Genomic DNA, 25,879 nt, shown 5'->3' with positions numbered 1-25,879 from the left:
CACTCAGTCGCTCATCGCTCTGGCGAGGCGGAGGACCGCCTCGATGACCTCGTCCAGGCCCAGCCCGGACGAGTCGATCTCGACCGCGCCGCCGGCCTTGGCCAGCGGGGACGCGGTCCGGGTGGAGTCCAGCCGGTCGCGGCGGGCCTGCTCGGCCCGTGTCACGGTCACCGACGCGGCCGGGTCGGCGGCCAGCTCCTTGGCCCGGCGCGCGGCGCGGACCTCCTCGCTGGCCGTCAGGTACACCTTGACGGCCGCGTCCGGGGCCACCACGGTGCCGATGTCGCGGCCCTCCACCACGATCCCGCCGGCCCCGATGATCTCGCGCTGCAGCGCGACCAGGCGCTCACGGACGGCGGGGACGGAGCTGACCGCGCTGACCGCGTTGGTCACCTCGCGGGTGCGGATGGGCGCGGACACGTCGGCGCCGTCCACCGTGATGGCGGGGCCGTCGGGGTCGGTGCCGGACTCGATCACCGGCTCGGCGGCGCGGGCCGCGACCGCGGCGGGGTCGTCGACCGGGACGCCCTCGCGCAGCATCCACCAGGTCATCGCGCGGTACATCGCGCCGGTGTCGAGGTAGCGCAGGCCGAGCGCGCGGGCCACGCCCTTGGACGCGCTGGACTTGCCCGACCCGGAGGGGCCGTCCATGGCGATGACGAGCGGCACGATGCTCCCTTTCTTCGCGGCGAGACGCGGTGCGGTGGTGCTCCAGGCGGTGCGGCCGACGTGCCAGGCTACCGGCTCTCCGGGAGGACCTCGGCCGCCCGGCGCGAGCCGCCTCCGGGACGGGAGGTCAGCCGGGGACCGACCAGCCGCGCGCCCGCAGCTCCTCGGCCAGGCGCTCGGCGGCCTCGGGCCGCACCGAGATCTCCAGCACGCCCAGCGGGCGGCCGGGCGAGTGCTCGATGGTGACGTCCTCGATGTTGACCCCGGCGATCCCCGCCGCCTGGAAGATCATCGCCAGCTCGCCGGGGCGGTCGGGGATGACCACCTGGACCACGGCGTAGGACGACGGCTCGCCGCCGTGCTTGCCGGGGATCCTGGAGCGGCCCGCGTTGCCGCGCAGCAGCAGGTCGGCCACGTGCCCGGCGGCCCCCTCGCTGCCGTCGCGCAGCAGCGAGGCCGCCACGGCCAGATCGGTGGCGACCGCCTCCAGCACGTCGGCGACCGGCTCGGCGTTGGCCGACAGGATGCCGATCCACAGCCGGGGGTCGCTGGCGGCGATCCGGGTGACGTCCCGCACGCCCTGCCCGGCCAGGCCGAGCGCCACGTCGCCGGCGCCGGTGAGGCGGGCGGCGACCGCGGCCGACACCACGTGCGGCGCGTGCGAGACCAGGGCGACGGCGCCGTCGTGCTCGGCGGCGTCGACCACCACCGGCTCGCCGCCGCACGCGCGCGCCAGCGCGGTGACGGCCTCGACGGCCCCCGGCGCGGACTCCTCCGTCGGGCACAGCGCCCAGGGCCGGCCGAGGAACAGGTCGGCGCGGGCCGCGGCGGGCCCGGAGCGCTCCCGGCCGGCCAGCGGATGGCCCGCGACGTAGGAGGTCAGGTCGCAGCCCAGCTCGGCGGCCTGCCGCAGCGGCAGCGCCTTGACGCTGGCCACGTCGGTGTAGACCGAGGCCAGGCCGCGCTTCTGGGCGTCCAGCAAGGTGACCGCGACGGCGGCGGGCGGCACCGCCAGCACCGCCAGGTCGGCCGGGCCCCCGCCCGGCTCCCCCGAGGCGCCGCCGGGGAGCGCCTCGCCCGCGCCGAGCTCGACCGCCATCCGCAGCGAGACCTCGTCGCGGTCGGTCAGCAGAACCTCGGCGCCGCGCTCGCGCATCGCCAGGGCGATCGACGTCCCGATCAGCCCTGTCCCGACGATGACGACACGCCCTGGAATGCCCTCTTCAACCACCCCACAAGCCTAGCGACGCTTCGGGGCTCCTCCGGCCGCTTCGCGCCGGGCTACTGGGCGATGTCCAGGCGCAGCGCGGTCGCGCCCCGCAGGTACACGTGCTGGATCTCCGACCGCGGCCGGTCGGTCTCGATGTGCGCCATCAGCCGGATCACCCGCGGCAGCGCGTGCGGCACCGCGATCTCCGACGCGCACAGCAGCGGCACCTCGTGGAAGCCCAGCTTGCGCGCGGCCAGCGCCGGAAACTCCGCCACCAGGTCCGGCGTCGCCGTGAACAGCACGCTGATCACCTCGTCGGTGGTGAGCCCGTTGCGGCCCATCACCTCGCTGACCAGCTCCGTCGTGGCCTCCAGGATCTGCTCCCGGTCGTCGGCGTCGACCTGCGTCGCCCCCCGGACCGCGCGTACCGCCACGTGTTCGTCCCTTCCCGTCTCGCCAGTCTCGCGCCGCTCGGCTACAGGCCGACCGCCTTGTACAGTTCGCCGATCTCGGTCACGGTCAGCGCCCGCATCGTGCCGGGCTTCAGCTGGCCCAGCTTGATCGGCCCGAAATCTATGCGGGCCAGCTGCTGGACGGGGAACCCGACCTCCTTCAGCATTCGCCGCACGATGTGCTTGCGCCCCTCGTGCAGGGTGATCTCCACCAGCACCCGCCTGCCGACCTGGTCGAAGATCCGGAACTTGTCGGCCTTGGCGGGGCCGTCCTCCAGCCGCACCCCGGCCCTCAGCCGCTTGCCCAGATCGCGCGGGATCGGCCCGTGGATCTCGGCCAGGTAGGTCTTCTGCACGCCGTAGCTGGGGTGGGTCAGCCGGTGCGACAGCTCCCCGTCGTTGGTCAGCAGGATCAGGCCCTCGGTGTCGGTGTCGAGCCGGCCGACGTGGAACAGCCGCTCGGGCACCTCCACGTAGTCGGCCAGGGACTTGCGGCCCCGCTCGTCGGCCATCGTGCTCACCACGCCGCGCGGCTTGTTGATCGCGTAGTAGCGCATCTCGGCGCGGGTCTCGACCCGGCGGCCGTCGACATGGATGACGTCCCGGCGGGGGTCGACGCGCTCGCCGAACCGGAACACCTCCTTGCCGTTCACGGTGACCCGGCCCTCGCCGATCAGTTCCTCGCAGTGGCGGCGGCTGCCGATCCCGGCCTCGGCCAGAACCTTCTGCAGGCGCACACCCTCGTTCTCGTTCATTCGGCCCCTCGCCTGACGGCTCGGGACCGAATGAGCCGGGGTGCTGTGCTCACCGGTTCACTCCGTTCCTCGCCTGGCGGCTCGTCTCTTCGTTCACTTGTCCTCGATGATCTCTTCTGGCAGGTCGTCGGGCAGGTAGGGGGCCAGCTCGGGCAGCTCGTCCAGGTCGCGCAGGCCGAGCCGCTCCAGGAAGTACCCGGTGGTGCGATAGAGGTGCGCCTGCGTCTCGGGGTCCTGGCCGGCGTCCTCGATCAGGCCGCGCAGCGTCAGGGTGCGGATCACCCCGTCGCTGTTGACGCCGCGGATCGCCGAGACGCGGGCGCGGCTCACCGGCTGCCGGTAGGCCACCACCGCCAGCGTCTCCAGCGCCGCCTGGGTGAGGCGGGCCTGCTGGCCGTCGGTGACGAAGCGCTCCACGACCGGGGCGCACACGTCCCGGGTGTAGTACCGCCAGCCGCCGGCGACCTCCCTGAGGTCGAACCCGCGGCCCTGTTCGGTGTATTCCGCCGACAGCTCGCGCAGCACGGCGGTGATCTCGTGGGTGGGGCGCTCCAGCAGCTGGGCGAGGGTGATCTCGGCGACCGGCTCGTCCACCACCAGGAGGATCGCCTCGACCGACGCCCGCAGCCCCGGCAGGTCCTCGTCGCCCGGTCCGTCAGTCATCGCCCTCGTCCTTCTTCCCGTCGCCGTCCTCGGCGGGGCGGGCGCCCTCGTAGTCGTCGCCGACCTTGATGTCGCCCTCCTCGCTGCCCGTCCAGGTGATGTGCAGCTCGCCCAGCGGCTCGGGCTGCTCGAACGCCACCGCCAGCTCGCGGTACAGCTCCAGCAGCGCCAGGAACCGGGCCACGATCTCGAACGTGCCGTCGCAGTCGTCGGTGAGCACCCGGAAGGTGGTCTGGCGCAGCGCACGCATCCGCTCGATGACGATGGCCGCCTGCTCCTTGACGGTGGTCTGCGCCTGGTAGATGTGCTCGACCGACACCGACGGCGGCGCCTTGGGGGTGAGCGCCCTGGCGGCCAGCCGGGCGAACTGGTCGGGCCCCAGGCCCAGCAGCACCTCGGGCAGCAGGCCGGCGAACCGCGGCTCCATCGGCACCATCCGCGGGAACCGGCGCCCCTGGTCGGCGATCTTCCCGGCGAAGACCCGCGCGACCTCCTTGTACGCCCGGTACTGCAGCAGCCGGGCGAACAGCAGGTCGCGGGCCTCCAGCAGGGCCAGGTCCTCCTCGTCGTCGACCTCCCCGGACGGCAGCAGCCGCGCCGCCTTGAGGTCGAGGAGGGTCGCGGCGACCAGCAGGAAGTGGCTGGCCTGGTCCAGGTCCCACTCCTTGCCGTGGGAGCGGATGTGGGCGATGAAGTCGTCGGTGACCTTGTGCAGCGAGACCTCGGTGATGTCCAGCTTGTGCTTGGAGATCAGCCCCAGCAGCAGGTCGAACGGGCCCTCGAAGTTGTCCAGGTGGACCTGGAAGCCGCGCGCCCCCTCGGCTCCCTGCTCCGGCTCCGGTTCCGTCCCGGCCGCCCCCGACGTTCCGGACGTTCCGTCCACGTCGCTCACGGTAGCCGAGCCCACCCGGTGTCCTCCCCTTCCCGCCGACCGTCCCGCCGAAAGAACCATGCTCCCACGTGCGCGCGAGCACCCGCGCCACGCGAACCCGGACGGCCCCCGGCGTGTCAAACTTGTCGATCACATCCCCCCGCAGGCCCCGGAGACCCCATGCGCGCTGGGTTCGAGCTGCACGGCCGGTACCGGCTGGAGGAGCGGCTGGGCCGGGGCGGGATGGGCGAGGTGTGGCGCGGCCACGACCGGGCCCTGGAGCGCCCGGTCGCCGTCAAGCTCATGATGGGAGTGCGGGCCGACGGGGAGCCGGCGGCGCGGTTCCGGCGGGAGGCCACCCTCGGCGCGCGGCTGCGGCATCCCGGGATCACCGCCGTGCACGACATCGGCCAGGACGAGGACCTGCTGTTCATCGTCATGGAGCTGCTGGAGGGCCGCGACCTGGCCGCCGTGGTGGCCGGGTCGCCGGGCGGGCTGCCCGTCCGGCGCGCCGCGTCCCTGGCCCGCCGCGCAGCCGAGGCGCTGGCCGCCGCGCACGCCGGAGGCGTCGTGCACCGCGACCTGAAACCGGCCAACCTGTTCCTCACCAGCGGCGGCGAGGTCAAGATCTGCGACTTCGGGATCGCCCGCGCCGCCGACGCCGCGTCCGTCCTCACGGCGAAGGGGCAGGTCTTCGGCACTCCCGTGTACATGTCGCCCGAGCAGTGCCGCGGCGACGGCGCCGCACCCCGTCACCCGGGCGAGACCGCACGCTGGTACTCGACGAGCCCTCGACTCGCACCCCGGCAAGGCGGAGCGGATCGCACGCTCACTGCTTCTCATTCTCACAGGGGGGGGAAGGCCCACAGGTTCTTCGCGCGCTGTTCCACCGTCAGCCTGATCTTGATAGCCGAGAGGTACGCCGCGACGGACCCGGCCCGCGCGAGCAGGATCATCGGCATCCTCCCCGAGGACAGACTCAAGGACCTCTCCTCGCAGCTGATCATGGACCTGGCGCCGGCCCGTCCCGGCCTGGCCGAGCGGTTGCTCACCTCCCGCCCTCGCCCCGACCGCGACTTCCGGCTGACCGGGCAGGTCGCCTCCGCCATGGCCGCGAACCACCCGGAACACGCGAAGGCATTGATCAAGCGGACGCGCCGCACAGCACGGCTCATCCTGCTGCCGTTCTCCCGCCACACGGCCCTCGCCAATCTCGCCGAGGGCATCGCGCCGGCGTTCCCCGACCGGGCAGAGGCGATCGCCCGCTCCATCGCGCGAGGCCATCCCGGTGCCCTCGCCGAGGCCGCGATCGGCATGCGGCAGGCGCATCCGGAGCGGGCGGCGCGGCTGGCCGACGGGCTGACGGGCTGACGGGCCGGCGCGATTCGGCGCTGAGCCGGGTCGTCCCCGAACTGGCCCGCCAGGCTCCCGACCGCGCCGAACGGCTGGCGGCCGGCATCACCGACACCTTCCTGCGCGCGACGACCCTCGCCCGGACCGCGCAGATCCTCGACGGCCGTGAACCGGTGCGGCATCTTCGCCACGAGCGGCGCCGTTCCGTGCAGGAGTCCCTGCGCGGGCGACACCGGGAGTCCGCCATGCTGTGGCTGGACGTCCCCTCGCTGGACGTCTGATCCGGCGCCGACCGGCTCGTGCGGGGCCGGTCAGTCCTCCTCCTCCATCGCGCGCCAGCGCTGGAGGACCTCGCGGGCCAGGCCGCGGTAGGCGTTGGCGCCCATGGAGTTGGGGTCGAAGTAGGTGATCGGCTCGCCGGCGACGGTCGCGTCGGGGAACCGGACGGTGCGGTTGATCACGGTGTGGAAGACCTTCTCGCCGAACGCCTCCACGATGCGTCCCAGCACCTCGCGGGTGTGCAGGGTGCGCGAGTCGTACATCGTGCCGAGGACGCCATCGATGACCAGCTCGGGGTTGATCCGCCCCTGCACCTTGTCGATGGTCTCCATCAGCAGCGCGACCCCGCGCATCGCGAAGTACTCGCACTCCAGCGGGATCAGCACGCCCTCGCTGGCGGCCAGCGCGTTCACCGTGAGCAGGCCCAGCGACGGCTGGCAGTCGATGAGGATGTAGTCGTAGTGCGGGACCGCCGACTTCAGCGAGTGCGCCAGGATGTACTCCCGGCCCACCTCGTGGACGAGCTGGACCTCCGCGCCCGACAGGTCGATGTTGCTGGGCAGCAGGTCCATGCCGTCGACGCCGGTGTCGATGACGACGTCCTCCCAGTCGGTGTCCGACTCCAGCAGGAGGTTGTGGATCGTCATGTCGAGCTGCCGCGGGTCGCCCTTGCCCAGCCCGACCGACAGCGCGCCCTGCGGGTCGAAGTCGACCAGCAGCACCCGGCGGCCGTACTCGGCGAGCGCGGCGCCCAGGTTGATCGTGGTGGTGGTCTTGCCGACCCCGCCCTTCTGGTTGCAGATCGCCACGATCCGCGCGGGGCCGTGCTCGGCCAGCGGTTCCGGGTCGGGGAACGCGGGCACGGGACGCTGAGTCGGCCCGAGGGCGCGGCTCGGATCGGTTTCGATGGTGGCGGAGGAGAGGACCCCCCCTGAAGCCTGCGTGCTCGTCACCAGATCCCTCCCCGGTGGCCCGAAAATGCCATCCAGCACCGGGGACTCTAGGGCTTGACATCACCTGTCACAAGCCGACGCGCGCCGTTGGTCGCGATTTGTCGACGGGCGCCCCAGCAGGTCACCGGCCAGGTGTCAGCTCCGCGCGCGCGGGTGGGAGGTGGCGTAGACCTCGCGCAGCAGCTGCACCGTCACCAGAGTGTAGACCTGTGTGGTCGTCACCGAGGCGTGTCCGAGCAATTCCTGGACGACGCGCACGTCGGCCCCGCCGTCGAGCAGGTGCGTGGCGAAGGAGTGGCGCAGCGTGTGCGGCGAGACGTCCGACAGGCGGGCGCGTTCGGCGGCGGCGCGCAGCACCATCCAGGCCCCCTGCCGCGACAGCCGCCCGCCGCGGGCGTTGAGGAACAGCGCCGGCCCGCCCCGCCCGGCCCGCGCCAGTTCTGGGCGGGCCCGCACGAGGTAGGCCTCCACGGCGCGGCGGGCGTAGTCGCCGATCGGGACGACGCGGGCCTTGCCGCCCTTGCCGGCGACGCGCGCGAAGCCCTCGCCGAGGTCGAGGTCGTCGACGTCCAGGCCGACGGCCTCGGAGATGCGGGCGCCCGAGCCGTACAGCAGCTCCAGCAGGGCGCGGTCGCGCAGCGCCCTGGCCGCCTCGGCGTCGCCGTCGGCGCCGCCTCCCGCGGCCGCCAGCAGCCGCTCGACGTCGGCGAGGGAGATGGCCTTGGGCAGCCGGCGCGGCGGGGTCGGGGGCTTGACGTCGCGGGCGGGGTCGGTGCCGGTCAGGCCCTCGCGCAGCGCGAAGCGGTGCAGGCCGCGCACGGCCACCACGGCGCGGGCCGCCGACCCGGCCGACAGCGGCGGGTGGTCGGCGTCGCCCTCCCGCAGCCCGGCCAGGAACTCGCGCACGTCGTCCTCGGTGACCTGGTCGATCGCGGTGCGGCCGCGGCCGGTCAGGACGGCCAGGTAGCGGCGCAGGTCACGGCGGTAGGAGCTGAGGGTGTTGGCGGCCAGGCCGCGCTCCACCGCGAGATGCCCGAGGTAGGTGCGCACGGCCGAGCCCAGGGGGGTGGCGTCGTCGGGGGTCTGGCCGTCGGTTCCGGGCCGCGCGCCGCTCCGGCCGGTCGTGCTCGGTGACAGTTGCGGCACCTCTTCCGGGCGGGGTGGCCGAGTGGGACGTGCCCATCATGCCCCCTCCGGCCGCGCGGGAACGCGCCATCCGCGCGCGCCGCGGGCCGATGTCGCAACAAAACCGACATGCGCCCGCACGGGCGGCGGTTCAGCCCTCGGGCGCGTCGACCGGGCGCAGGTCGCGGTAGCCGCGGGCGCGGGCCGCGTGCACGGCCAGGATCCCGGTCACCGCGATCATGTTGTGCAGGTCACCGGCGAGGACCTTGCGGACCGCCTCGTCCAGCGGCACCCACACCACCGGCATGTCGGCCTCCTCGTGCACCCGCTCGAAGTCGATCTGGTCGGCGGGCACCTCGGTCAGGCCGCGGGCCAGGAAGATCCGCACCCGCTCGTCCGACATCCCGGAGGAGGGCAGCACGTCGGCCAGCACGTCCCAGCGGTCGGCGCGGTAGCCGGCCTCCTCCAGCAGCTCGCGCTCGGCCAGCTTGTGCAGCGGCTCGCCGGCCACGTCGCGCAGCCCCGCCGGCGCCTCCCACAGCAGGTAGCCGGAGGCGTGCCGGTACTGGCGCAGCAGCAGGACCCGGTCGGCGTCGTCGACGGCGAGGATGCCGACCGCCCCGGGATGCTCGATGACGTCGCGGTGGACGATCTCGGTGGTGCCGCCGCTGGGCATCGGCACCGAGTCGCGCCGCACGTCGAACACGTGCCCCTCGAACACGCGCTCGGTGGCGACGACCTCCCAGCGGTCGCGGCGGTCGCGCACGTCGTCCACGCCCGGCGGGACGGCCCCGGGACCGCTCACGAGGTCGACACCGCGTCGGCGCCGCCGCGCAGCTCGGCGTAGTCGAGGGCGGCCGCGACCAGCCCGGCGAACAGCGGGTGCGCGCGGGTCGGGCGGGAGCGGAACTCCGGATGCGCCTGGGTGCCCACGAAGAACGGGTGCGTCTCGCGGGGCAGCTCCACGTACTCCACCAGGCGGCCGTCGGGCGACAGGCCGCTGAAGCGCAGCCCGGCCTGCTCCAGCTGCTCGCGGTAGGCGTTGTTGACCTCGTAGCGGTGCCGGTGCCGCTCGGAGACCTTGGCCTCCCCGTACAGCTCCCGCACCACCGAGCCCTCGGCCAGGTCGGCCGGGTACAGGCCCAGCCGCATGGTGCCGCCCATGTCGCGCTCGCCCGCGACCACGTCGACCTGGTCGGCCATGGTCGCCACCACCGGGTGGGCGGCGGCCGGGTCGAACTCGGTGCTGCCGGCGCCGGGCAGCCCGCCCTGCGACCGGGCCGCCTCGATGACCATGCACTGCAGGCCCAGGCAGATGCCCAGCAGCGGGACGCGGTTCTCCCGGGCGTGCCGGACCGCGCCGAGCTTGCCCTCGATGCCGCGCACGCCGAACCCGCCGGGGATCAGCACGCCGTCGACGCCGTCGAGCTCGCGGCGGGCGCCCTCGGGGGTCTCGCAGTCGTCGCTCTTGACCCAGCGGATGTTGACCTTGGCGTCGTTGCCGAACCCGCCGTGCCGCAGCGCCTCGGTGACCGACAGGTAGGCGTCGGGCAGGTCGATGTACTTGCCGACCAGCGCGATCGTCACCTCGCGGGCGGGCCGGTGGACGCGGCGCAGCAGCTCGTCCCAGGCGCCCCAGTCCACGTCGCGGAAGGGCAGGCCCAGGCGGCGCACCACGTAGGCGTCCAGGCCCTCGGCGTGCAGCACCTTGGGGATGTCGTAGATGCTGGCGGCGTCCACCGCGGAGACCACGGCCTCGCGGTCGACGTCGCACATCATGGAGATCTTGTGCTTGAGCCCGTCGGTGATCGGCCGGTCCGAGCGGCACACGATCGCGTCGGGCTGGATGCCGATGGAGCGCAGCGCGGCCACCGAGTGCTGGGTGGGCTTGGTCTTCAGCTCGCCGGAGGGGCCGATGTAGGGCAGCAGCGACACGTGCAGGAAGAAGCAGTTGTCGCGGCCGATCTCGTGCCGGATCTGGCGGACCGACTCCAGGAACGGCTGCGACTCGATGTCGCCCACCGTGCCGCCGACCTCGGTGATGACGATGTCGACGTCGGTGTCGGCGGCCATGCCGCGGATCCGGTCCTTGATCTCGTTGGTGATGTGCGGGATGACCTGCACGGTGTCGCCGAGGTACTCGCCGCGCCGCTCCTTGGCGATCACGTTGGAGTAGACCTGGCCGGTGGTGACGTTGGCGGACCCGTGCAGCTCGGTGTCCAGGAACCGCTCGTAGTGGCCGATGTCGAGATCGGTCTCGGCCCCGTCGTCGGTCACGAAGACCTCCCCGTGCTGGAACGGGTTCATCGTGCCGGGGTCGACGTTGAGGTAGGGGTCGAGCTTCTGCATCGTGACCCGCAGGCCGCGCAGGGCGAGTAGCCGCCCCAGGCTGGACGCCGTCAGTCCCTTGCCGAGGCTGGAGGCGACACCGCCGGTGACGAAGAGATGCTTGGTAGGACGTGTTCTACCAGTGGCTGCCGAAGGCAAGAAGGCGCTCCCGTGGTCGTTGCGAGGCGGACGGTACCGCACTGTCCACGGGCCACCAGGATAACAGGCACGACACCGTGGCCCGTCCGGGTCGTGCCCGTCCAGGTCGGTCAGGCCCCTGGTCAGAGGCCGGTTCCCGGCCGGGTTGACCGAATCGGGCGCGGAAACGGTTCCCGCGCCGCGAAAACGCCGGTCAGATCCGCGGGGCGGCCGTGGGCATGATCGTGCGCAGCTGCCGGGTGAGCTCGTCGATCAGCGACCGGGCCTGGTCGGCGGCCTGCCGGGCGGCGTCGCGCTCCTGGGAGAGCTCGGCGATCGCGGCGCGCTGCTCGGTGACGGCCTGGGCAAGCTGGTCGACCCACTGGTCGCGTTCCTTGAGCTTCTCGGCGACCGCGTCCCGCTCGGCGGCGACCTGGCGCATCCCGGTGACGGCCTTGTCCCGTTCCCGGCCCGCCTGCTCGGCCTGGCCGCGGGCCAGCGTCAGCTCGGACTCGGCGCGGGCCTGCGCCTGGACGGCGGCCTCCCGGCCGCGCTCGGCCGCCTCCCGGCCGCGTTCGGCGGCCTCGCGGGCCGAGGCGGCGGCGTCGCGGGCCTGGCCGGCCGCGTCCCGCTCGCGCTCGGCCTTCTTGGCGGCCTCCAGCGACTGGGCGGCGGTGTCGAGGGCCTGCTCGCGCTCGGCCTCGGCGCCCTGGACGCGGCGCCGGGCCTCCTCGGCCTCCTTGGCGGCCGCGGCGGCGGTGTGCTGGAGGTTCTGCGCCTTCATCTCGGCGTCGGTGAGCTTGGCGCGCAGCCCCGACAGGTCGCCGTGCGCCGACTCCAGCGCCCGGGACAGCTCGGCGGCCTGCTCGGCCATCCGGTCGCGCTCGGCCTCGGCGGCGCGGCGGGCGTTGACGGCGTCCTCGACGGCGCGCAGGGCGTCGTCGCGGGCCTCGCTCATCGCGTCCCGCTGGGTGATGGCCTGCCGGACGGTGGCCTCGGCCTCGGCGACCCTGCGCTCGGCCTGCTCCATCCCGGCCTGGGCCTGCTCCATCTGGGAGCGGGCCTGCTCGGCCTGCGCCCGGGCCTGGTCGGCCTGGACGCGCGCCTGGTCGGCCTGGACACGCGCCTGCTGGGCCTGGTTCCAGGCCGCGGCGGCGTCGCGCTGCGCGGACTCCTTCTCGGCCTGGACGGCCGCGATCTGCGCCTGCGCGTCGCTCTGCGCCTCGGCCAGCCGCCGCTCGGCCTCCACCGCGCGCCGGTCGGCCTGCTCAGCCTGACCCCGCGCACGCTGCACCTCACCCCAGGCGGCCGCCGCGTCGCGCTGCGCGGACTCCTTCTCGGCGGTGATCGCCGCGATCTGCGCCTGCGCGTCGCTCTGCGCCTCCGCGATGCGCCGCTCGGCCTCCACCGCGCGCCGGTCGGCCTGCTCGGCCTGACCCCGCGCACGCTGCACCTCACCCCAGGCGGCCGCGGCGTCGCGCTGCGCCGCGTCCTTCTCGGCCTGGACGGCGGCGACCTGCGTCTGGGCGTCGGTCTGCGCCTCGCTGACCTTGCGTTCGCCGGCCGCCAGCGCGTCGCCGATGAGGTCGGCCATCTGGCGCAGCCGCTCGACGATGTCCCAGGGCTGGGCCTCGGGCCTGTCCTGCTCGGGCCGCGCAGCCTCGCCGGGACGCCCCGGCGAGGCGGCCTTGATGGGCTGCTGGGCGGCCGCGTCCCGGCCCATGGCGGGCCAGGGCGCACCGGTGTCAGGGACGGGGCGCGACCCCGATCCGTTCAGCTCGCTCACGTGTCTCCTCGCCTGGCGGCGCGGGGCCGCGGACGCGGGGGCGTCGTACTCATGGTGTTCGCCGCACTCCTCGCCCGGCGTCGATCGTCCGCCCGGCGGCTCGTCGCTTCGCTCACCCAAGGCACTCTAGTGCCGACCAGCACGACGTTTGCCCAGTTTGGGGTTTAGTTTCGTGATCCGCGTGGTCTATTCGCGCGCATGAATCCGCTCCGGGCCGTCGATGAGCAGGTTCCTGAGCGTCCGAAACTCCGACTCGACGGGCTCGCGCCGCCCCGGAGCGATGCAGCAATCGCACGAGGGCGCCGCCGGGGCGCACCCGCCTCAGCCACTCTACTCAGCCACCGCCGACCTCAGCCGTTGCGATGGCGAGTCGAAGCGATGCGGCAATCGCACGCGACGCCGCCATGAGCGGCTATCCGGTCGACACAACCTCACCCCCCTACGACGCTCAACCGTTGCGATTGCGAGCGAAGCCAGGTTCGAGCCTGCGAGAACCTGATCGCGCAGCGAGCCGCCAGGCGAGTCGGAGCGATGCAGCAATCGCACGCGGCGCCCGCCGAAGGAGGGCGTTCAACGCCCGACGCCAAGGGCGCCGCAATGAGCAGAGGGGGCGTTCAACGCCCGACGCCAAGGGCGCCGCAATGAGCAGAGGGGGCGTTCAGCGCCCGACGCCGAGGGCGCCGCAATAATCTCAGCATGGAGCTTCGGACCTTGTATCCGCCGATCGAGCCGTACGACTCCGGGCTGCTCGACGTCGGCGACGGCAATCACATCTACTGGGAGGTGTGCGGCGATCCCGGGGGCAAGCCCGCGGTGATGGTGCACGGCGGGCCCGGCGGCGGCTGCAGCCCCGACCACCGCCGGCAGTTCGACCCCGAGGCGTACCGGATCGTGCTGTTCGACCAGCGCAACTGCGGGCGCAGCACGCCGCACGCCGCCGACCCGGAGGTGTCGCTGGAGGCCAACACCACCTGGCATCTGGTGGCCGACATGGAACGGCTGCGCGAGCACCTGGGGATCGAGCGCTGGCAGGTGTTCGGCGGGTCGTGGGGCAGCGCGCTGTCGCTGGCGTACGCGCAGGCCCATCCGGACCGGGTCACCGAGCTGGTGCTGCGCGGCATCTTCATGCTGCGCCCGTTCGAGCTGTACTGGTTCTACCAGGAGGGCGCCTCGCTGCTCTTCCCCGACCTGTGGGAGGACTACCTCGCGCCGATCCCCGAGGACGAGCGCGAGGACCTGCTGTCCGCCTACGCCGAACGGCTGAACTCGCCAGACCGCGAGGTGCGGGTGGCCGCCGGCCGGGGGTGGTCGCAGTGGGAGGGCCGGACGGTCACGCTGCGTCCCGACCCGGAGCTGGCCGAGTCCTTCGGCGAGCCCGACTACGCGGTGGCCTTCGCCCGTATCGAGAACCACTACTTCGTCAACGAGGGGTTCTTCGAGGAGGAGCAGCTGCTGCGGGACGTGGACCGGATCCGGCACATCCCGGCGGTGATCGTGCAGGGCCGGTACGACGTGTGCACCCCGGCCGCGACCGCGTGGGATCTGCACCGCGCCTGGCCCGAGGCCGAGTTCCATCTGGTGGACGACGCCGGGCACGCCTACAGTGAGCCGGGGATCCTCCACCGCCTCATCGAGGCGACCGACCGCTTCGCCCGCTCGACGGGCTGATCCGCCGGGTAACAACTCCGTCACATAGCGGTCATTTCGCCGTCATCGAGCCGCCGCCGCGGGCCGCCCTCGCGGGCCCCCGGTCACGGGGGTGGTCCTCTCGGGAGCCCTTACCGGCGAGGCGTTCGGGGGACCTCCGGGCGGTCGCCGGGTGCGGCCCACCAGCCCCATGGCCCTCTCACCTCGCGTGACGCAACGTGACGCTCACCGCACACACCCCGTTGACAACCGGATTGTGTGATTCACGTCACAGAAATGAGACATAAATAACGTCATCTGCTCGTAACAAATCACTAGAGTGCCCCTCGATGAGACTCCGGTGCAGCTGCGGCGCAGACACCCCGGTTACCCCTGCGTATCGCCCGGAATAGCGCCCGCCACGCGCGCCCGCGTGGCGCATAAATGGCACCGAATTTGACAAGCACATTGTTATACCCCGTGCGCCACACCCTAAACATCTCGCACATAACATTCCGTAGCGATCAGTGGCCGGGATTCGCTAAATTACCTGGACATGGCAGCGCAACCCCTGCAATCGCCCCCTGACCGATCCGGACCGGACCCGGCCATTAGGCTCGAGGAGCCCCGTCTTACGGATGGCCCGGAGATGTGGCGGCTGGCACGGGACTCGCAAGTTCTCGACGTGAACTCGCCCTACAGCTACGTGCTGTGGTGCCGCGACTTCGCCGGCACTTCCGTGGTCGCCCGCGACGGTTCCGCCGCGTGCGGTTTCATCACCGGCTACACGCGGCCGAACCGGCCCGACACCCTTTTCGTCTGGCAGGTCGCCGTCGACCACACCTACCGCGGCCTCGGCCTGGCGCGGCGCATGCTCGACGGGCTCGGCGACCGGATGGCGGCCCGCGGCTGCCGCTACCTGGAGGCCACCGTCACACCGGACAACACCGCCTCCACCAGGATGTTCGAGTCCTTCGCCCGCGGCCGCGGCTGCGCGGTCGCCCGCAGCCCGCTGTTCACGCCCGAGCACTTTCCCGAGGGGCACGACCCGGAGGTCCTCTTCCGCATCGGCCCCTTCCCGCCCGCGACGCCGTCCGTCGCGCCCGACGGGAAGGCCGTCTGATCCGTTCCGCGGACGGGTCGCCCCGCCCCTCCAGGCGGCGCGCCCTGCCCGCCCGAGGCCCGTCCGGAGCCCGTTCGCAGCGATCTCACAGCCGGCGCCCAGTTCATCTCCCGACAGTTCGCAGCCCGTTCTCAGCCCGTTCACCACACCTGCCGGAGGCAGAAACATGGATGTTTTCGCCCACCTCGAATCTGAAGTCCGCGGCTACTGCAGGGGCTGGCCGACCGTGTTCAGCACCGCCCGCGGCAGCCACATGACCGACGAGGACGGCAAGACCTACCTCGACTTCTTCGCCGGTGCGGGAACGCTCAACTACGGGCACAACAACCCGCAGCTTAAACAGCGGCTCATGGACTACCTCGCGAGCGACTCGGTGGTCCATGGGCTCGACATGTACACGGTCGCCAAACGCGACTTCCTGGACCGTTTCAACGAGATCGTGCTCGCCCCGCGCGGGCTCGACTACAAGGTGCAGTTCCCCGGTCCGGCGGGCAACCATTCGGTGGAGGCGGCGCTCAAACTGGCCCGGAAATTCACCGGCCGGGAGAGCGTCATCAGCTTCACCAACGCCTTCCACGGCATGACGCTGGGCGCGCTGGCCGTGACCGGCAACTCGATGAAGCGGGACGGCGCCGGGGTGCCGCTGGGTCACGGCGTGGCGATGCCCTACGACAACTACCTCGACGGCCGCACCCCCGACTTCCTGCTGCTGGAGACGATGCTGGACGACAGCGGCAGCGGCCTCGACAAGCCCGCCGCGGTGATCGTCGAGACCGTCCAGGGCGAGGGCGGCCTCAACGTCGCCACCGCCGAGTGGCTGCGCGGCCTGTCGGACCTGTGCAAGCGGCACGACATCCTGCTGATCGTCGACGACGTGCAGATGGGCTGCGGCCGCACCGGACCCTTCTTCAGCTTCGAGGAGGCCGGGATCACCCCCGACATCGTCTGCCTGTCCAAGTCGCTCAGCGGCTACGGGCTGCCGTTCGCGATCACGCTGATGCGGCGCGACCTGGACGTGTGGGAGCCCGGCGAGCACAACGGCACCTTCCGCGGCTTCAACCCCGCCTTCATCACCGCCACCGCCGCCCTGGAGGACTACTGGACGGGCGAGGGCCTGGAGAAGCAGACCCTGGCCAAGGGCCAGCAGGTCGAGCTGGCCCTGAACGAGATCGCGCTGGAGCACGCCGGCGCCATCGAGGGCGTCCGGGGCCGCGGGCTGGCCTGGGGCCTGGTCATGCGGGACGCCGAGATGGCGCCGCGGGTGTGCGCCGAGGCGTTCGGCCGCGGGCTGCTGATGGAGACCTCCGGGCCGGAGGGCGAGGTGGTCAAGCTGCTGCCGCCGCTGACCACCACCGACGCCGAGCTCGCCCGGGGTCTGGAGATCATCGCCGAGTCGGTCCGCGCGGTCCGCGCGACGGTGGCGGTCTGACCGCCGCCGCGGTCCACCGCCCCCGGCGGCCGGGGCCCCGCGCCCCGGCCCGCAGAACGAAAGGAACACACCAATGATCGTCCGTTCTCTCAAGGACATCATCGGCACCGAGCGCGACGTGCAGGCCCCGACATGGTGCAGCCGCCGCTTCGTGCTGGCCGGCGACAGGGTCGGCTTCTCCCTGCACGACACCGTCCTGTACGCGGGGACGTCCACCAAGATGTGGTACGCCAACCACATCGAGGCGGTCTACTGCATCGAGGGCGAGGGCGAGCTCGTCAACGAGGAGACCGGCGAGCGGCACCGCATCGAGCCCGGCGTGATGTACCTGCTCAACGGCCACGAGCACCACACGCTGAACGCCCACACCGACGTGCGCACCGTCTGCGTCTTCAACCCGCCCGTCACCGGCCAGGAGGTCCATGACGAGAACGGTGTCTACCCCCTGCTCACCGAGGAGGACGCATGAGCATCATCGAGAGCCATCCGAGCATCGACGACCCCTATCCCACCCGTAAGTGCGGCGAGGCGGTGCTGCTGTACCGGCAGGACCCGGTGGTGTACGGCGGCCCCGAGGACGGCCCGGTCGACGCCGCCACGCTCGACTCGTTCGAGACCAACGGCTTCCTGAACGTCGACGAGCTGCTGCGCCCGGACGAGGTGGAGGACTACCGGGCCGAGCTGCGCCGGCTGTCGGCCGACCCGGCGGTGCTGCGCGACGAGCGCGCCGTGACCGAGCGCGGCACCGACGAGGTGCGCTCCATCTTCGAGGTGCACAAGCTCAGCGAGGTGTTCGCCGAGCTGGTCCGCGACCCCCGCGTGGTGGGCCGTGCCCGGCAGATCCTGGGTTCGGATGTTTACGTGCACCAGAGCCGGGTGAATTACAAGCCAGGCTTCACGGGCAAGGACTTCTACTGGCACTCCGACTTCGAGACCTGGCACGCCGAGGACGGCATGCCCCGCATGCGGGCGGTGAGCATCTCCATCGCGCTCACCGAGAATTTCGTGCACAACGGCGGTCTCATGATCATGCCCGGATCGCACAAGACCTTCGTGTCGTGCGTCGGCGAGACGCCCGCCGACCACTACAAGGAGTCGCTGAGGCGCCAGGAGATCGGCACGCCCGACCCCAACAGCCTGTCGATCCTGGCCGACAAGTACGGGATCGAGCTGTTCACCGGCCCGGCGGGCTCGGCCACGATGTTCGACTGCAACTGCATGCACGGCTCGAACGGGAACATCACGCCGTTCCCGCGCTCGAACGTGTTCATCGTGTTCAACAGCGTCGAGAACGCCTGCACCGAGCCGTTCTCGGCGGACGAGCCGAGGCCCGCGTTCATCGGCGCCCGCGATTTCACCCCTGTCGGGGCGTAACCGACTGCGCCGCGCGCCCGATTCCCCTAGAACGGTTTATTAGTCCCGCAAGTCCCGCAAGTCCCGTCAGTCCGATCAGTCCGGTCAGTCCCGAGCGTCCCGTCCGGCGCCTGTTCCGGCCGATCCCGACCCACATACCCGACCGACGGCCCCGCGACCGCCGGAGGGCCCCAGCGCCCCCCGGCGGTCGCGGGGCATCACTAGGAGATCAACGATGACTTCCTCCAGTTCCAGGCGCGACTTCCTGCGCACCGCGACCCTGCTGGCCGGCGGGGTGTCGCTGGCCGCCGCCGGCTGCTCGACCACCAACCCGGAGACCGAGCGCCAGGGCGGCGGCTCCTTGGCACGCGCCAAGCAGGAGGGCAAGATCAAGGTGGGGTTCGCCAACGAGGCGCCCTACGGCTTCACCGACAAGTCCGGCAAGCTCACCGGTGAGGCGCCGGAACTGGCGAGGGCGATCTTCAAGGAGCTCGGCATCCCCAACGTCGAGGGGGTCCAGGTCGACTTCGGCGGGCTGATCGCGGGGCTGAACGCCAAGCGGTTCGACGTGATCGCGGCCGGCATGTTCATCAACAAGGAGCGGTGCGCCTCGGCCGCCTTCTCCGACCCCGACTACGTGGCCAAGACCGCGTTCATGGTGCCCAAGGGCAACCCCAAGAAGATCCTGAAGTTCGAGGACGTCACCAGGTCCAAGGCCAACATCGGCGTGCTCACCGGCGCGGTCGAGGGCGGCTACGCCGAGAAGCTGGGCGTGCCCAAGGGGCAGATCAAGCCGTTCCCCGACCAGCCCAACGCGTACGAGGGCCTGAAGGCCGGGCGGATCGACGCGATCGCGCTGACCCGCATCTCGCTGGCCGACCTGCTGTCCAAGCACCCGGGTGAGCCGTTCGAGGTCACCGAGGCGTTCACCCCGGTGATCGACGGCAAGGAGCAGCTGGGCGCGGGCGGGTTCGGCTTCCGCAAGGCCGATACCGACCTGCTCAAGGCGTTCAACGACAAGCTCACCGAGTTCAAGCAGCAGAACAAGCTGCTGCCGATCATCCAGCCGTTCGGGTTCAGCCAGGCCGAGCTGCCCGGCCCGGGCGACACCGCCGCCAAGTTCTGCGCGGTCTGACCCATGGGGCACGTCCTCGACAGCTACCAGCTGCTGCTCCGGGGCGCGGGGATCACCATCCAGCTCACGCTGTACGGGAGCGCGCTCGCCGCGGTGCTCGCGCTGGTCTTCGGACTGGCCGGCACCGCGCGCAATCCCGCCCTGCGCGCTCTCAACAGGGTCTACGTGGAGTTCTTCCGCGGCACCGCGACCCTGGTGCTGATGTTCTGGTTCTTCTACGCGCTGCCGCTGGTGGGACTCCGGTTCACGACCATCTTCGCCGCGGTGCTGGCGCTGGGCCTGAACGTGGGCGCCTACGGCGCCGAGGTGGTCCGCGGAGCGATCAACGCCGTGCCGAAGGCCCAGTACGAGGCCACCGTGGCGCTCAACTTCACGCCGGCGCAGCGGATGCGGCGGGTGCTGCTGCCGCAGGCGGTGGCGCTGATGCTGCCGCCGTTCGGCAACCTGCTCATCGAGCTGATGAAGGGCACCGCGCTGGTCTCGCTGATCACGATCAGCGATCTGACGTTCCGGGCCAAGCAGATCCAGTCGTCCACGGGCGAGACGTTCTGGACCTACACCACGATCCTGGTGCTCTACTTCATCATCGCGCAGTTCCTGCAGCTGTTCGTGCGGTACGCCGAGCGCCGGGTGGACCGGATGCTCGGCCGGACGCCGTCGCGTGAGCAGAGCCTGGCCACCGTGTCGGCGAGCGCGCCCGGCAGCGGGGTGATGTGATGACCTGGGACTGGACCTACACCGGGGAGATCCTCCCCGACCTGCTGAACGGCCTGCGCGTCACCATCCTCGCCACGGTGCTCGGCTACGTGCTGGCGCTGGCCCTGGGGCTGGTGTGGACGCTGCTGCGCCGCTCCCCCAACAAGGCCGTCAGCCAGACGACGCGCTGGATCCTGGAGTTCATCCGCAGCACCCCCCTGCTGGTGCAGCTGTTCTACATCTACTACGTGTTCCCCTCGATCGGGCTCACCCTCGGCCCGCTCACCGCGGGAATCCTCGGCCTGGGACTGCACTACTCCACCTACACCGCCGAGGTGTACCGGGCGGGCATCTCCGACGTCCCCCGCGGCCAATGGGAGGCGACCGTCGCGCTCAACCTGCCCAAGCGGCGGGTATGGCAGGACGTGATCCTTCCTCAGGCCGTCCGCAAGGTCGTGCCCTCGCTCGGGAACTACCTCATCGCCATGTTCAAGGACAGTCCGCTGATCTTCGGGATCACGGTCGTGGAGCTGCTCGGCGCGGCCTACCAGGCCGGTTCCGTGGGAGGCCAGTTCCTCGAACCGATCACGATGGTCGGCCTGCTCTTCGTCGCCGTCAGCGTCCCGTCCTCGATCCTCGTCCGTCGCCTGGAGAGGCGCTATGCCACCTACTGATGCCACACCCCCGGCCCCGACTCCCGAGGACGCCTCGGGCGTCCCGCTCGCGAAGGGCGACGGCCCGCCGCCGAAGGGGCCCAGCCAGGCGCCGGGCATCCGCTTCGAGAAGGTGGTCAAGCGGTTCGGCCAGAACGTCGTGCTGCGCGAGCTCGACTTCACCGTCGCCCCCGGCGAGCGGGTGACGCTCATCGGGCCCAGCGGCTCGGGCAAGACCACCATCCTGCGGCTGCTGATGACCCTGGAGAAGGTCGACGACGGCGTGATCCGGGTGGGCGACGAGCCGCTGTCGCACATGGACAAGGGCGGGAAGCTCGTCCCGGCCAACGAGAAGCACCTGCACGAGATGCGCAAGAAGATCGGCATGGTGTTCCAGCAGTTCAACCTGTTCCCCAACATGAACGTGCTGCGCAACCTCACCGAGGGGCCGGTGCACGTGCTGGGGCTGTCCAAGGACGAGGCCGCCGAACGGGCCCGCAAGCTGCTGGACATGGTCGGCCTGGCCGACAAGGCCGCCGCCCACCCGACCCAGCTTTCGGGCGGCCAGCAGCAGCGCGTCGCCATCGCCCGCGCGCTGGCGATGGAACCGCAGGTGCTGCTGCTGGACGAGGTCACCTCGGCCCTCGACCCCGAGCTGGTGGTGGGCGTGCAGGACCTGCTGCGCGACATCGCCAAGGAGAGCGACCTGACCATCCTGTGCGTCACGCACGAGATGGGCTTCGCCAAGGACATCTCCGACCGCGTACTGATGTTCGATCAGGGGCAGATCGTGGAGGAGGGCCCGCCGGAGCAGATCTTCGGCGAGCCGTCCGAACAGCGCACGCGGGACTTCCTCCAGGCGGTCCTGGCCTCGTAGGGGCCGCCGCCGGGCGTACCGCGGCGCCATGGATCACCCGCGCTCCCGTCGCCCCGGGAGCGCGGGTGGTTCACCCCCCGCGCCCCGGGGCGCCGTGGTCAGGGCGTGCGGCGCCGCCACGGCCGCGGCCGCGGGCGTCCAGCCAGGCGACCGGGAGGGCTGCGGCCATCCCGGCGGCCGCCACCGCGAACGACCCGGCGATCCCCAGGACGCCGGACAGCAGCCCGATCGCCACGGCCCCGGCGCCGGTCCCGGCGTCGAAGGCGATGTTCCAGGCGGCGCTGGCCGTGCCGTGCCCGTCCGGGCCGGAGCGCTGGAACATCACCACCAGCGTGTCGTTCTGGACCAGCCCGAACCCGAGCCCGTAGAGGGTCGCGGCGGCGACGGCCGCGCCCGTGGCCCAGCCCCCGTCCATCGCCGCGGCGGCGGCCATCCCCGCCATCCCCGCCACGCCCGCAACGCCCCCGGGTGCGGTCAGCCGCCCGGCCCCGCAGCGGTCGTTCCAGACCCCGGCGCCCCAGCGCCCGGCGATGATCGCCGCGGAGAGGGCGAACAGCGCGACCGCGGCGGCGGCGGGATCGTGCAGGGCGAGGGGCAGGAACGAGACGACGCCGCCGAGGGCGCTCGCCGCGGCGAACAGCGCCGTCCAGGGGCCCGCCGCCCGGGTCAGCGCGCGGCCTGCGGCCGACACCCGCAGCGAAGCGAGGAATGTCGGCCCGGCACTTGCCGGGGGGTCTGCGGGGTCGTCCTCCCGGAATGACGCCGACAGCCGCGAGCGGAGCGACGGTGCGCCCGTGCGGGACGTCCCGGAGGCGGCGCCCCGCGCCGGGGCCAGCGCCGGGTGCCGCGACATGACCGCCACCAGCGGGGCGGCGAGCACGCTCAGGGCCCCCGCGGCCACGAAGACCGGGACGAAGCCGTACCGCTCGGCCGCCCACAGCCCCGCCGGCAGGATCAGCACCTGCGGCAGCCCGACGGCCAGGCCGTACAGGCCGACGGCCCGTCCGCGGCGGCCGGGCGCGACCAGGCCCGCCACCAGCGCCGCGCCCGCGACGGTGACGATGCCGGGCAGCAGGACGCGGGCCCCGAACCGGCGGGTCAGCCGGCCCATGGCGAGCTGGACGGCCACCGTGACCGCCATGACGGTCCCGGTGGTCGCGCCCGCTCCGCCGTGCCCGGCGCCGCCGCCGACCGACCACAGCGGCACCACCGAGATCAGCACGGCGTGGTTGGAGAACATCCCGAACGTCGCCGCCAGCAGGAGCAGGAAGTCGCGGCCGGCCAGCCCGGAGGGCGCGGCGTCGCGCCCGGGGGCGACCCGGCCGGTTCGGGCGGTCGGGGCGGGTATGTCGCTGGGGGTCACCCGACCGTTGCTACCGCACCCGGGGTGTCATGTCCAATATCGGGTTAACACCTGTCTTTTCGCAGCCGAATCGGATTCGGTACCGTGGGGCGCAAGCTCCGGCGAAGGGAGGTCACGCGTGACCGGAACAGCGGCCTCGGGCACGGCCATCGTGGGACTCGGCATGACCGAGCTCGGCAAGGTGTACGGGCGCAGCCCCCGCCGGTTCGCGGCCGACGCCGTCCGGCTCGCCACCGCCGACGCGGGGCTGTCCCTGGACGACCTGGACGGCCTACTGGTCAGCCACGGCATGGGCGGCTCCCCCGGCATCGAGCTCGCCGACACCCTCGGCTTGCGCGACCTGCGGCTGCTGTCCCAGATGAACTCCTTCGGCGCCACCGCCGGCGCCATGGTGTCGTACGCGGCGATGTCCATCCTCAGCGGCGCCGCGTCCACCGTGGCCTGCGTCTTCGCCGACGCCCCGCTCAAACCGAAGACGTCGGCGGGCGAGGCGTACCACCGCGATTCGCCCGCCTGGTACGGGTTCGGCGGGATGACGGCCGCCCTCGGGTTCCGCAGCGTCAACGCCTTCTACGCCCTGGCCGCCCGCCGCCACATGGAACGCTACGGGACGACCGAGGAGCAGCTCGGCGCCATCGCCGTCAGCACGCGCGAATGGGCCGTCCGCAACCCGATCGCCCAGATGCGCGAGCCGATCACCCTGGACGACCACCGGGCCTCCCGCTGGATCGCCGAACCCCTGCGCCTGCTGGACTGCTGCCTGGTCTCCAACGGCGCCGTCGCCATCGTGGTCACCGGCGCCGACCGCGCCCGCGACCTCGCCCGCCCGCCCGTCCACCTGTGGGGCTGGGGCCAGGGCCACCCCGGGCACCGCAAGGAGCGCGGCAGCGGCTTCGGCCTCACGACGGGCGCGCTCACCTCCGGCCCGACCGCGATGAAGATGGCCGGGGTGACCGTCGACGACGTCAGCCAGTGCCAGCTCTACGACTGCTACACCTACACGGTGCTGGTGACCCTGGAGGACTACGGGTTCTGCGCCAAGGGCGAGGGCGGCGCGTTCGCCGCCTCCGGCGCCCTCGGTCCCGGCGGCGCGCTCCCGACCAACACCGGCGGCGGCCAGCTCTCGGCGTACTACATGTGGGGCATGACGCCGCTGTCGGAGGCCGTCGTCCAGGCGCGCGGCGACGGCGGCGACCGCCAGGCCGGCAACGACGTCGTCCTGGTCAGCGGGAACGGCGGCATCCTCGACCACCACTCCACGCTGATCCTCAGCCCGCACCCGAAGGGGGCCTGACCCGATGGAGATCGGCATCCTCAAGCGAGACGGGCGCACCGATCCGTTCTTCGACGGCACCGCCGCCGACCGGCTGGTCATCAAGCGCTGCGCGGCGTGCGACCGCTGGCACGCCCCCGACCAGCACTCCTGCCCCGGCTGCGGCGCCGAGGACCTGGCCTGGGCCGGGGCGAGCGGCGCGGCGACCCTCGTCACCTGGACGGTCACGCACGGCCGCCCCCGCGCCGACGGCACCGTCCCGCCCCCGGCCGTGCTGGCGCTGGTCGAGCTGGAGGAGGGCCCCTGGCTGCACGCCCGGCTCGACGGCGCCGCCCCCGCCGCCCTCCGCGAGGGCCTCCCCCTCGAAGCCTCCTTCGAGCACCCCGCCGAAGGCGAGGCCTACCTCCTCTTCCGCCCCGCCCACTGAGCCGAGGGAGCCGCGAGATGCGCACCGAGATCTGCGAGCGGTTCGGGATCGAGTTCCCGCTGCTGGCCTTCAGCCACTGCCGGGACGTGGTCGCCGCCGTCACCAACGCCGGCGGCATGGGCGTGCTCGGCGCCGTCGCCTACACCCCCGATCGGCTGGAGGAGGAGCTGCGCTGGATCGACGACCACGTCGACGGCCGCCCCTACGGGGTCGACGTGCTGGTCCCCGGGAAGATCGACGAGTCGGCGGAACGGGCCGGGCGCGGCGAGGGCGGCCTGGACACCATGCTCGCCGCCGTCCCCAAGGAGCACTGGGCGTTCCTGGCGGGCCTCTTCGCGAAGTACGACGTGCCCCCGCCCGACCTGGACCGCGCCCGCCGCGGCGACTCCCGCGGCGGCACCCAAGTGACCAAGGAGGGCGCCACCGAGCTCATCGACGTGTCGCTGTCCCACCCGATCCGGCTGATCGCCAGCGCCCTCGGCACTCCCCCGCCCCTCATGGTGGACAAGGCCAAGGCCGCCGGGATCCCGGTCGCCGCCCTGGTCGGCACCGCCGAGCACGCCCGCCGCCAGGTCGCCGCCGGGGTGGACCTGATCGTGGCCCAGGGCGGCGAGGCCGGCGGCCACACCGGCGAGATCTCCACCATGGTGCTGGTGCCCGAGATCGTCGACACCGTCGCCCCGATCCCCGTCCTGGCCGCGGGCGGCATCGCCACCGGCCGCCAGATGGCCGCCGCGCTGGCGCTGGGCGCCTCCGGTGTGTGGTGCGGCTCGGTCTGGCTCACCACCGAGGAGGCCGAGACCTCGCCGACCGTCAAGGCGAAGATGCTCGCCGCGACCTCCCGCGACACCGTCCGCTCGCGCTCGCGCACCGGCAAGCCCGCCCGCCAGCTGCGCTCGGCCTGGACCGACGAGTGGGACGACCCCGCGAGCCCGGGGCCGCTCGGCATGCCGCTGCAGATGATCGTCGCCCACGGCGCCATGGCCCAGATCGAGAAGATCGCCGAGTCGGGCAACCCGGGAGCCCGCGCGCTGGCCAACTACTTCGTCGGCCAGTGCGTCGGCCTGATGAACACGGTCAAGCCCGCCCGCCAGGTCGTCTACGACATGATGCGGGACTTCGCCGAGGCCCTCGACCGCCTTAACACCATCTCCGGCGAGTAACTCAACTCTCCACCGGAGGTCACCCCTACCCCCGGCGCAATTCGCACTTTTTCCTATCACTCGACACAGAGCCTCTATACGCTCGCACCAAGCGATGTCGCTCCCCGCGCGGCCGCTCCACCGCAGGGCGCACGCCCACGTGGATTAATGACACATGGGTTCACAACGCGCCCCTCAGG

Annotated in this window: 25 protein-coding genes; 13 read left to right on the top strand and 12 right to left on the bottom strand. The window is 72.3% G+C overall.

The window, feature by feature from the left end; genetic code table 11:
* Positions 1-3: 3 nt before the first annotated feature.
* The 6 genes from cmk to ACFPZN_RS10890 all read right to left on the bottom strand — a co-directional run bounded on the left by cmk (position 4) and on the right by ACFPZN_RS10890 (position 4,632).
* Positions 4-669: a (d)CMP kinase gene (gene cmk, locus ACFPZN_RS10915; RefSeq protein ID WP_378281738.1), complete on the bottom strand. Its 666-nt coding sequence runs from the start codon at positions 667-669 to the stop codon at positions 4-6.
* 127 nt (positions 670-796) lie between these two features.
* The gene (locus ACFPZN_RS10910; protein ID WP_378281737.1) at positions 797-1,900 is read right to left on the bottom strand and encodes a prephenate dehydrogenase; all 1,104 of its coding nucleotides are present in this window, start codon (positions 1,898-1,900) and stop codon (positions 797-799) included.
* A 50-nt stretch (positions 1,901-1,950) separates the two neighbouring features.
* Entirely contained in the window at positions 1,951-2,313 is a 363-nt protein-coding gene (gene aroH / locus ACFPZN_RS10905; RefSeq protein ID WP_378281736.1) for a chorismate mutase, read from the bottom strand.
* Between the two features lie 41 nt (positions 2,314-2,354).
* The gene (locus ACFPZN_RS10900) at positions 2,355-3,086 is read right to left on the bottom strand and encodes a pseudouridine synthase (RefSeq protein WP_378281735.1); all 732 of its coding nucleotides are present in this window, start codon (positions 3,084-3,086) and stop codon (positions 2,355-2,357) included.
* A gap of 93 nt (positions 3,087-3,179) precedes the next feature.
* Positions 3,180-3,749, bottom strand: coding sequence for an SMC-Scp complex subunit ScpB (gene scpB, locus ACFPZN_RS10895; protein ID WP_378281734.1), 570 nt, complete (start codon positions 3,747-3,749; stop codon positions 3,180-3,182).
* A complete protein-coding gene (locus ACFPZN_RS10890) occupies positions 3,742-4,632 on the bottom strand; it encodes a segregation and condensation protein A (protein WP_378281733.1) in 891 nt (296 codons plus the stop codon). Before ACFPZN_RS10890 ends, scpB begins: the two co-directional genes overlap by 8 nt.
* A 168-nt stretch (positions 4,633-4,800) precedes the next feature.
* Between ACFPZN_RS10890 and ACFPZN_RS10885 the strand changes: the two genes are divergently transcribed.
* Complete coding sequence (locus ACFPZN_RS10885; RefSeq protein ID WP_378281732.1) at positions 4,801-5,991, top strand: serine/threonine-protein kinase; 1,191 nt, start codon at positions 4,801-4,803, stop codon at positions 5,989-5,991.
* 293 nt (positions 5,992-6,284) lie between these two features.
* Here the strand turns inward: ACFPZN_RS10885 and ACFPZN_RS10880 are convergent, their stop codons facing one another.
* The 5 genes from ACFPZN_RS10880 to ACFPZN_RS10860 all read right to left on the bottom strand — a co-directional run bounded on the left by ACFPZN_RS10880 (position 6,285) and on the right by ACFPZN_RS10860 (position 12,582).
* The gene (locus ACFPZN_RS10880) at positions 6,285-7,160 is read right to left on the bottom strand and encodes a ParA family protein (protein ID WP_378281865.1); all 876 of its coding nucleotides are present in this window, start codon (positions 7,158-7,160) and stop codon (positions 6,285-6,287) included.
* 180 nt (positions 7,161-7,340) lie between these two features.
* The gene (gene xerD / locus ACFPZN_RS10875; protein ID WP_378281864.1) at positions 7,341-8,267 is read right to left on the bottom strand and encodes a site-specific tyrosine recombinase XerD; all 927 of its coding nucleotides are present in this window, start codon (positions 8,265-8,267) and stop codon (positions 7,341-7,343) included.
* A 214-nt stretch (positions 8,268-8,481) separates the two neighbouring features.
* A complete protein-coding gene (locus tag ACFPZN_RS10870) occupies positions 8,482-9,135 on the bottom strand; it encodes an NUDIX domain-containing protein (protein WP_378281731.1) in 654 nt (217 codons plus the stop codon).
* Entirely contained in the window at positions 9,132-10,817 is a 1,686-nt protein-coding gene (locus ACFPZN_RS10865) for a CTP synthase (protein WP_378281730.1), read from the bottom strand. Before ACFPZN_RS10865 ends, ACFPZN_RS10870 begins: the two co-directional genes overlap by 4 nt.
* A gap of 193 nt (positions 10,818-11,010) precedes the next feature.
* Positions 11,011-12,582, bottom strand: a complete 1,572-nt coding sequence (locus ACFPZN_RS10860; protein WP_378281729.1) for a coiled-coil domain-containing protein — start codon at positions 12,580-12,582, stop codon at positions 11,011-11,013.
* 696 nt (positions 12,583-13,278) lie between these two features.
* Here ACFPZN_RS10860 and pip point away from each other — a divergent pair.
* From pip to ehuA, 9 genes are all read left to right on the top strand, one after another.
* The gene (gene pip / locus ACFPZN_RS10855; protein WP_378281728.1) at positions 13,279-14,250 is read left to right on the top strand and encodes a prolyl aminopeptidase; all 972 of its coding nucleotides are present in this window, start codon (positions 13,279-13,281) and stop codon (positions 14,248-14,250) included.
* Between the two features lie 514 nt (positions 14,251-14,764).
* On the top strand, positions 14,765-15,331 hold the full coding sequence (gene ectA, locus ACFPZN_RS10850; RefSeq protein ID WP_378281727.1) for a diaminobutyrate acetyltransferase: 567 nt from the start codon (positions 14,765-14,767) through the stop codon (positions 15,329-15,331).
* A gap of 166 nt (positions 15,332-15,497) precedes the next feature.
* Positions 15,498-16,760, top strand: coding sequence for a diaminobutyrate--2-oxoglutarate transaminase (gene ectB / locus ACFPZN_RS10845; RefSeq protein WP_378281726.1), 1,263 nt, complete (start codon positions 15,498-15,500; stop codon positions 16,758-16,760).
* A gap of 73 nt (positions 16,761-16,833) precedes the next feature.
* Positions 16,834-17,229 (top strand): ectoine synthase, encoded by a 396-nt coding sequence (locus tag ACFPZN_RS10840; RefSeq protein ID WP_378281725.1) that lies wholly within the window; start codon positions 16,834-16,836, stop codon positions 17,227-17,229.
* Positions 17,226-18,134, top strand: coding sequence for an ectoine hydroxylase (thpD, locus tag ACFPZN_RS10835; RefSeq protein WP_378281724.1), 909 nt, complete (start codon positions 17,226-17,228; stop codon positions 18,132-18,134). The genes ACFPZN_RS10840 and thpD overlap by 4 nt, the downstream gene beginning before the upstream one ends.
* 214 nt (positions 18,135-18,348) lie before the next feature.
* The gene (ehuB, locus tag ACFPZN_RS10830; RefSeq protein WP_378281723.1) at positions 18,349-19,248 is read left to right on the top strand and encodes an ectoine/hydroxyectoine ABC transporter substrate-binding protein EhuB; all 900 of its coding nucleotides are present in this window, start codon (positions 18,349-18,351) and stop codon (positions 19,246-19,248) included.
* Positions 19,249-19,251: 3 nt separating this feature from the next.
* A complete protein-coding gene (ehuC, locus tag ACFPZN_RS10825; RefSeq protein ID WP_378281722.1) occupies positions 19,252-19,965 on the top strand; it encodes an ectoine/hydroxyectoine ABC transporter permease subunit EhuC in 714 nt (237 codons plus the stop codon).
* Positions 19,965-20,618, top strand: coding sequence for an ectoine/hydroxyectoine ABC transporter permease subunit EhuD (gene ehuD, locus ACFPZN_RS10820; protein ID WP_378281721.1), 654 nt, complete (start codon positions 19,965-19,967; stop codon positions 20,616-20,618). The genes ehuC and ehuD overlap by 1 nt, the downstream gene beginning before the upstream one ends.
* Positions 20,605-21,474, top strand: coding sequence for an ectoine/hydroxyectoine ABC transporter ATP-binding protein EhuA (ehuA, locus tag ACFPZN_RS10815; protein WP_378281720.1), 870 nt, complete (start codon positions 20,605-20,607; stop codon positions 21,472-21,474). Before ehuD ends, ehuA begins: the two co-directional genes overlap by 14 nt.
* 70 nt (positions 21,475-21,544) lie before the next feature.
* Here ehuA and ACFPZN_RS10810 read toward each other — a convergent pair whose 3' ends face one another.
* A complete protein-coding gene (locus tag ACFPZN_RS10810) occupies positions 21,545-22,837 on the bottom strand; it encodes an MFS transporter (RefSeq protein WP_378281719.1) in 1,293 nt (430 codons plus the stop codon).
* A gap of 118 nt (positions 22,838-22,955) precedes the next feature.
* Between ACFPZN_RS10810 and ACFPZN_RS10805 the strand changes: the two genes are divergently transcribed.
* The 3 genes from ACFPZN_RS10805 to ACFPZN_RS10795 are packed head-to-tail and all read left to right on the top strand — an operon-like array spanning position 22,956 to position 25,700.
* Positions 22,956-24,131 (top strand): thiolase family protein, encoded by a 1,176-nt coding sequence (locus ACFPZN_RS10805; protein WP_378281718.1) that lies wholly within the window; start codon positions 22,956-22,958, stop codon positions 24,129-24,131.
* A gap of 4 nt (positions 24,132-24,135) precedes the next feature.
* Positions 24,136-24,537, top strand: a complete 402-nt coding sequence (locus tag ACFPZN_RS10800) for a Zn-ribbon domain-containing OB-fold protein (protein ID WP_378281717.1) — start codon at positions 24,136-24,138, stop codon at positions 24,535-24,537.
* A gap of 17 nt (positions 24,538-24,554) precedes the next feature.
* The gene (locus ACFPZN_RS10795) at positions 24,555-25,700 is read left to right on the top strand and encodes an NAD(P)H-dependent flavin oxidoreductase (RefSeq protein ID WP_378281716.1); all 1,146 of its coding nucleotides are present in this window, start codon (positions 24,555-24,557) and stop codon (positions 25,698-25,700) included.
* Positions 25,701-25,879 lie beyond the last annotated feature (179 nt).

Origin of the sequence: Actinomadura rugatobispora, from assembly GCF_042656285.1 — a bacterium.
In the GTDB taxonomy this organism is placed as follows: domain Bacteria; phylum Actinomycetota; class Actinomycetes; order Streptosporangiales; family Streptosporangiaceae; genus Spirillospora; species Spirillospora rugatobispora.
The sequence above is the reverse complement of the archived record's forward strand: the minus strand, read 5'-3'. Positions and strand labels throughout refer to the sequence as shown.

Coding starts and splice junctions, on each gene's coding strand:
- ectA (WP_378281727.1), top strand. CDS start 14,765: ATGGCAGCGCAACCCCTGCAATCGCCCCCTGACCGATCCGGACCGGAC.
- ACFPZN_RS10795 (WP_378281716.1), top strand. CDS start 24,555: ATGCGCACCGAGATCTGCGAGCGGTTCGGGATCGAGTTCCCGCTGCTG.
- ehuA (WP_378281720.1), top strand. CDS start 20,605: ATGCCACCTACTGATGCCACACCCCCGGCCCCGACTCCCGAGGACGCC.
- ACFPZN_RS10840 (WP_378281725.1), top strand. CDS start 16,834: ATGATCGTCCGTTCTCTCAAGGACATCATCGGCACCGAGCGCGACGTG.
- ehuD (WP_378281721.1), top strand. CDS start 19,965: ATGACCTGGGACTGGACCTACACCGGGGAGATCCTCCCCGACCTGCTG.
- pip (WP_378281728.1), top strand. CDS start 13,279: ATGGAGCTTCGGACCTTGTATCCGCCGATCGAGCCGTACGACTCCGGG.
- ehuB (WP_378281723.1), top strand. CDS start 18,349: ATGACTTCCTCCAGTTCCAGGCGCGACTTCCTGCGCACCGCGACCCTG.
- ACFPZN_RS10900 (WP_378281735.1), bottom strand. CDS start 3,086: ATGAACGAGAACGAGGGTGTGCGCCTGCAGAAGGTTCTGGCCGAGGCC.
- ACFPZN_RS10800 (WP_378281717.1), top strand. CDS start 24,136: ATGGAGATCGGCATCCTCAAGCGAGACGGGCGCACCGATCCGTTCTTC.
- scpB (WP_378281734.1), bottom strand. CDS start 3,749: ATGACTGACGGACCGGGCGACGAGGACCTGCCGGGGCTGCGGGCGTCG.
- ectB (WP_378281726.1), top strand. CDS start 15,498: ATGGATGTTTTCGCCCACCTCGAATCTGAAGTCCGCGGCTACTGCAGG.
- thpD (WP_378281724.1), top strand. CDS start 17,226: ATGAGCATCATCGAGAGCCATCCGAGCATCGACGACCCCTATCCCACC.
- ACFPZN_RS10885 (WP_378281732.1), top strand. CDS start 4,801: ATGCGCGCTGGGTTCGAGCTGCACGGCCGGTACCGGCTGGAGGAGCGG.
- ehuC (WP_378281722.1), top strand. CDS start 19,252: ATGGGGCACGTCCTCGACAGCTACCAGCTGCTGCTCCGGGGCGCGGGG.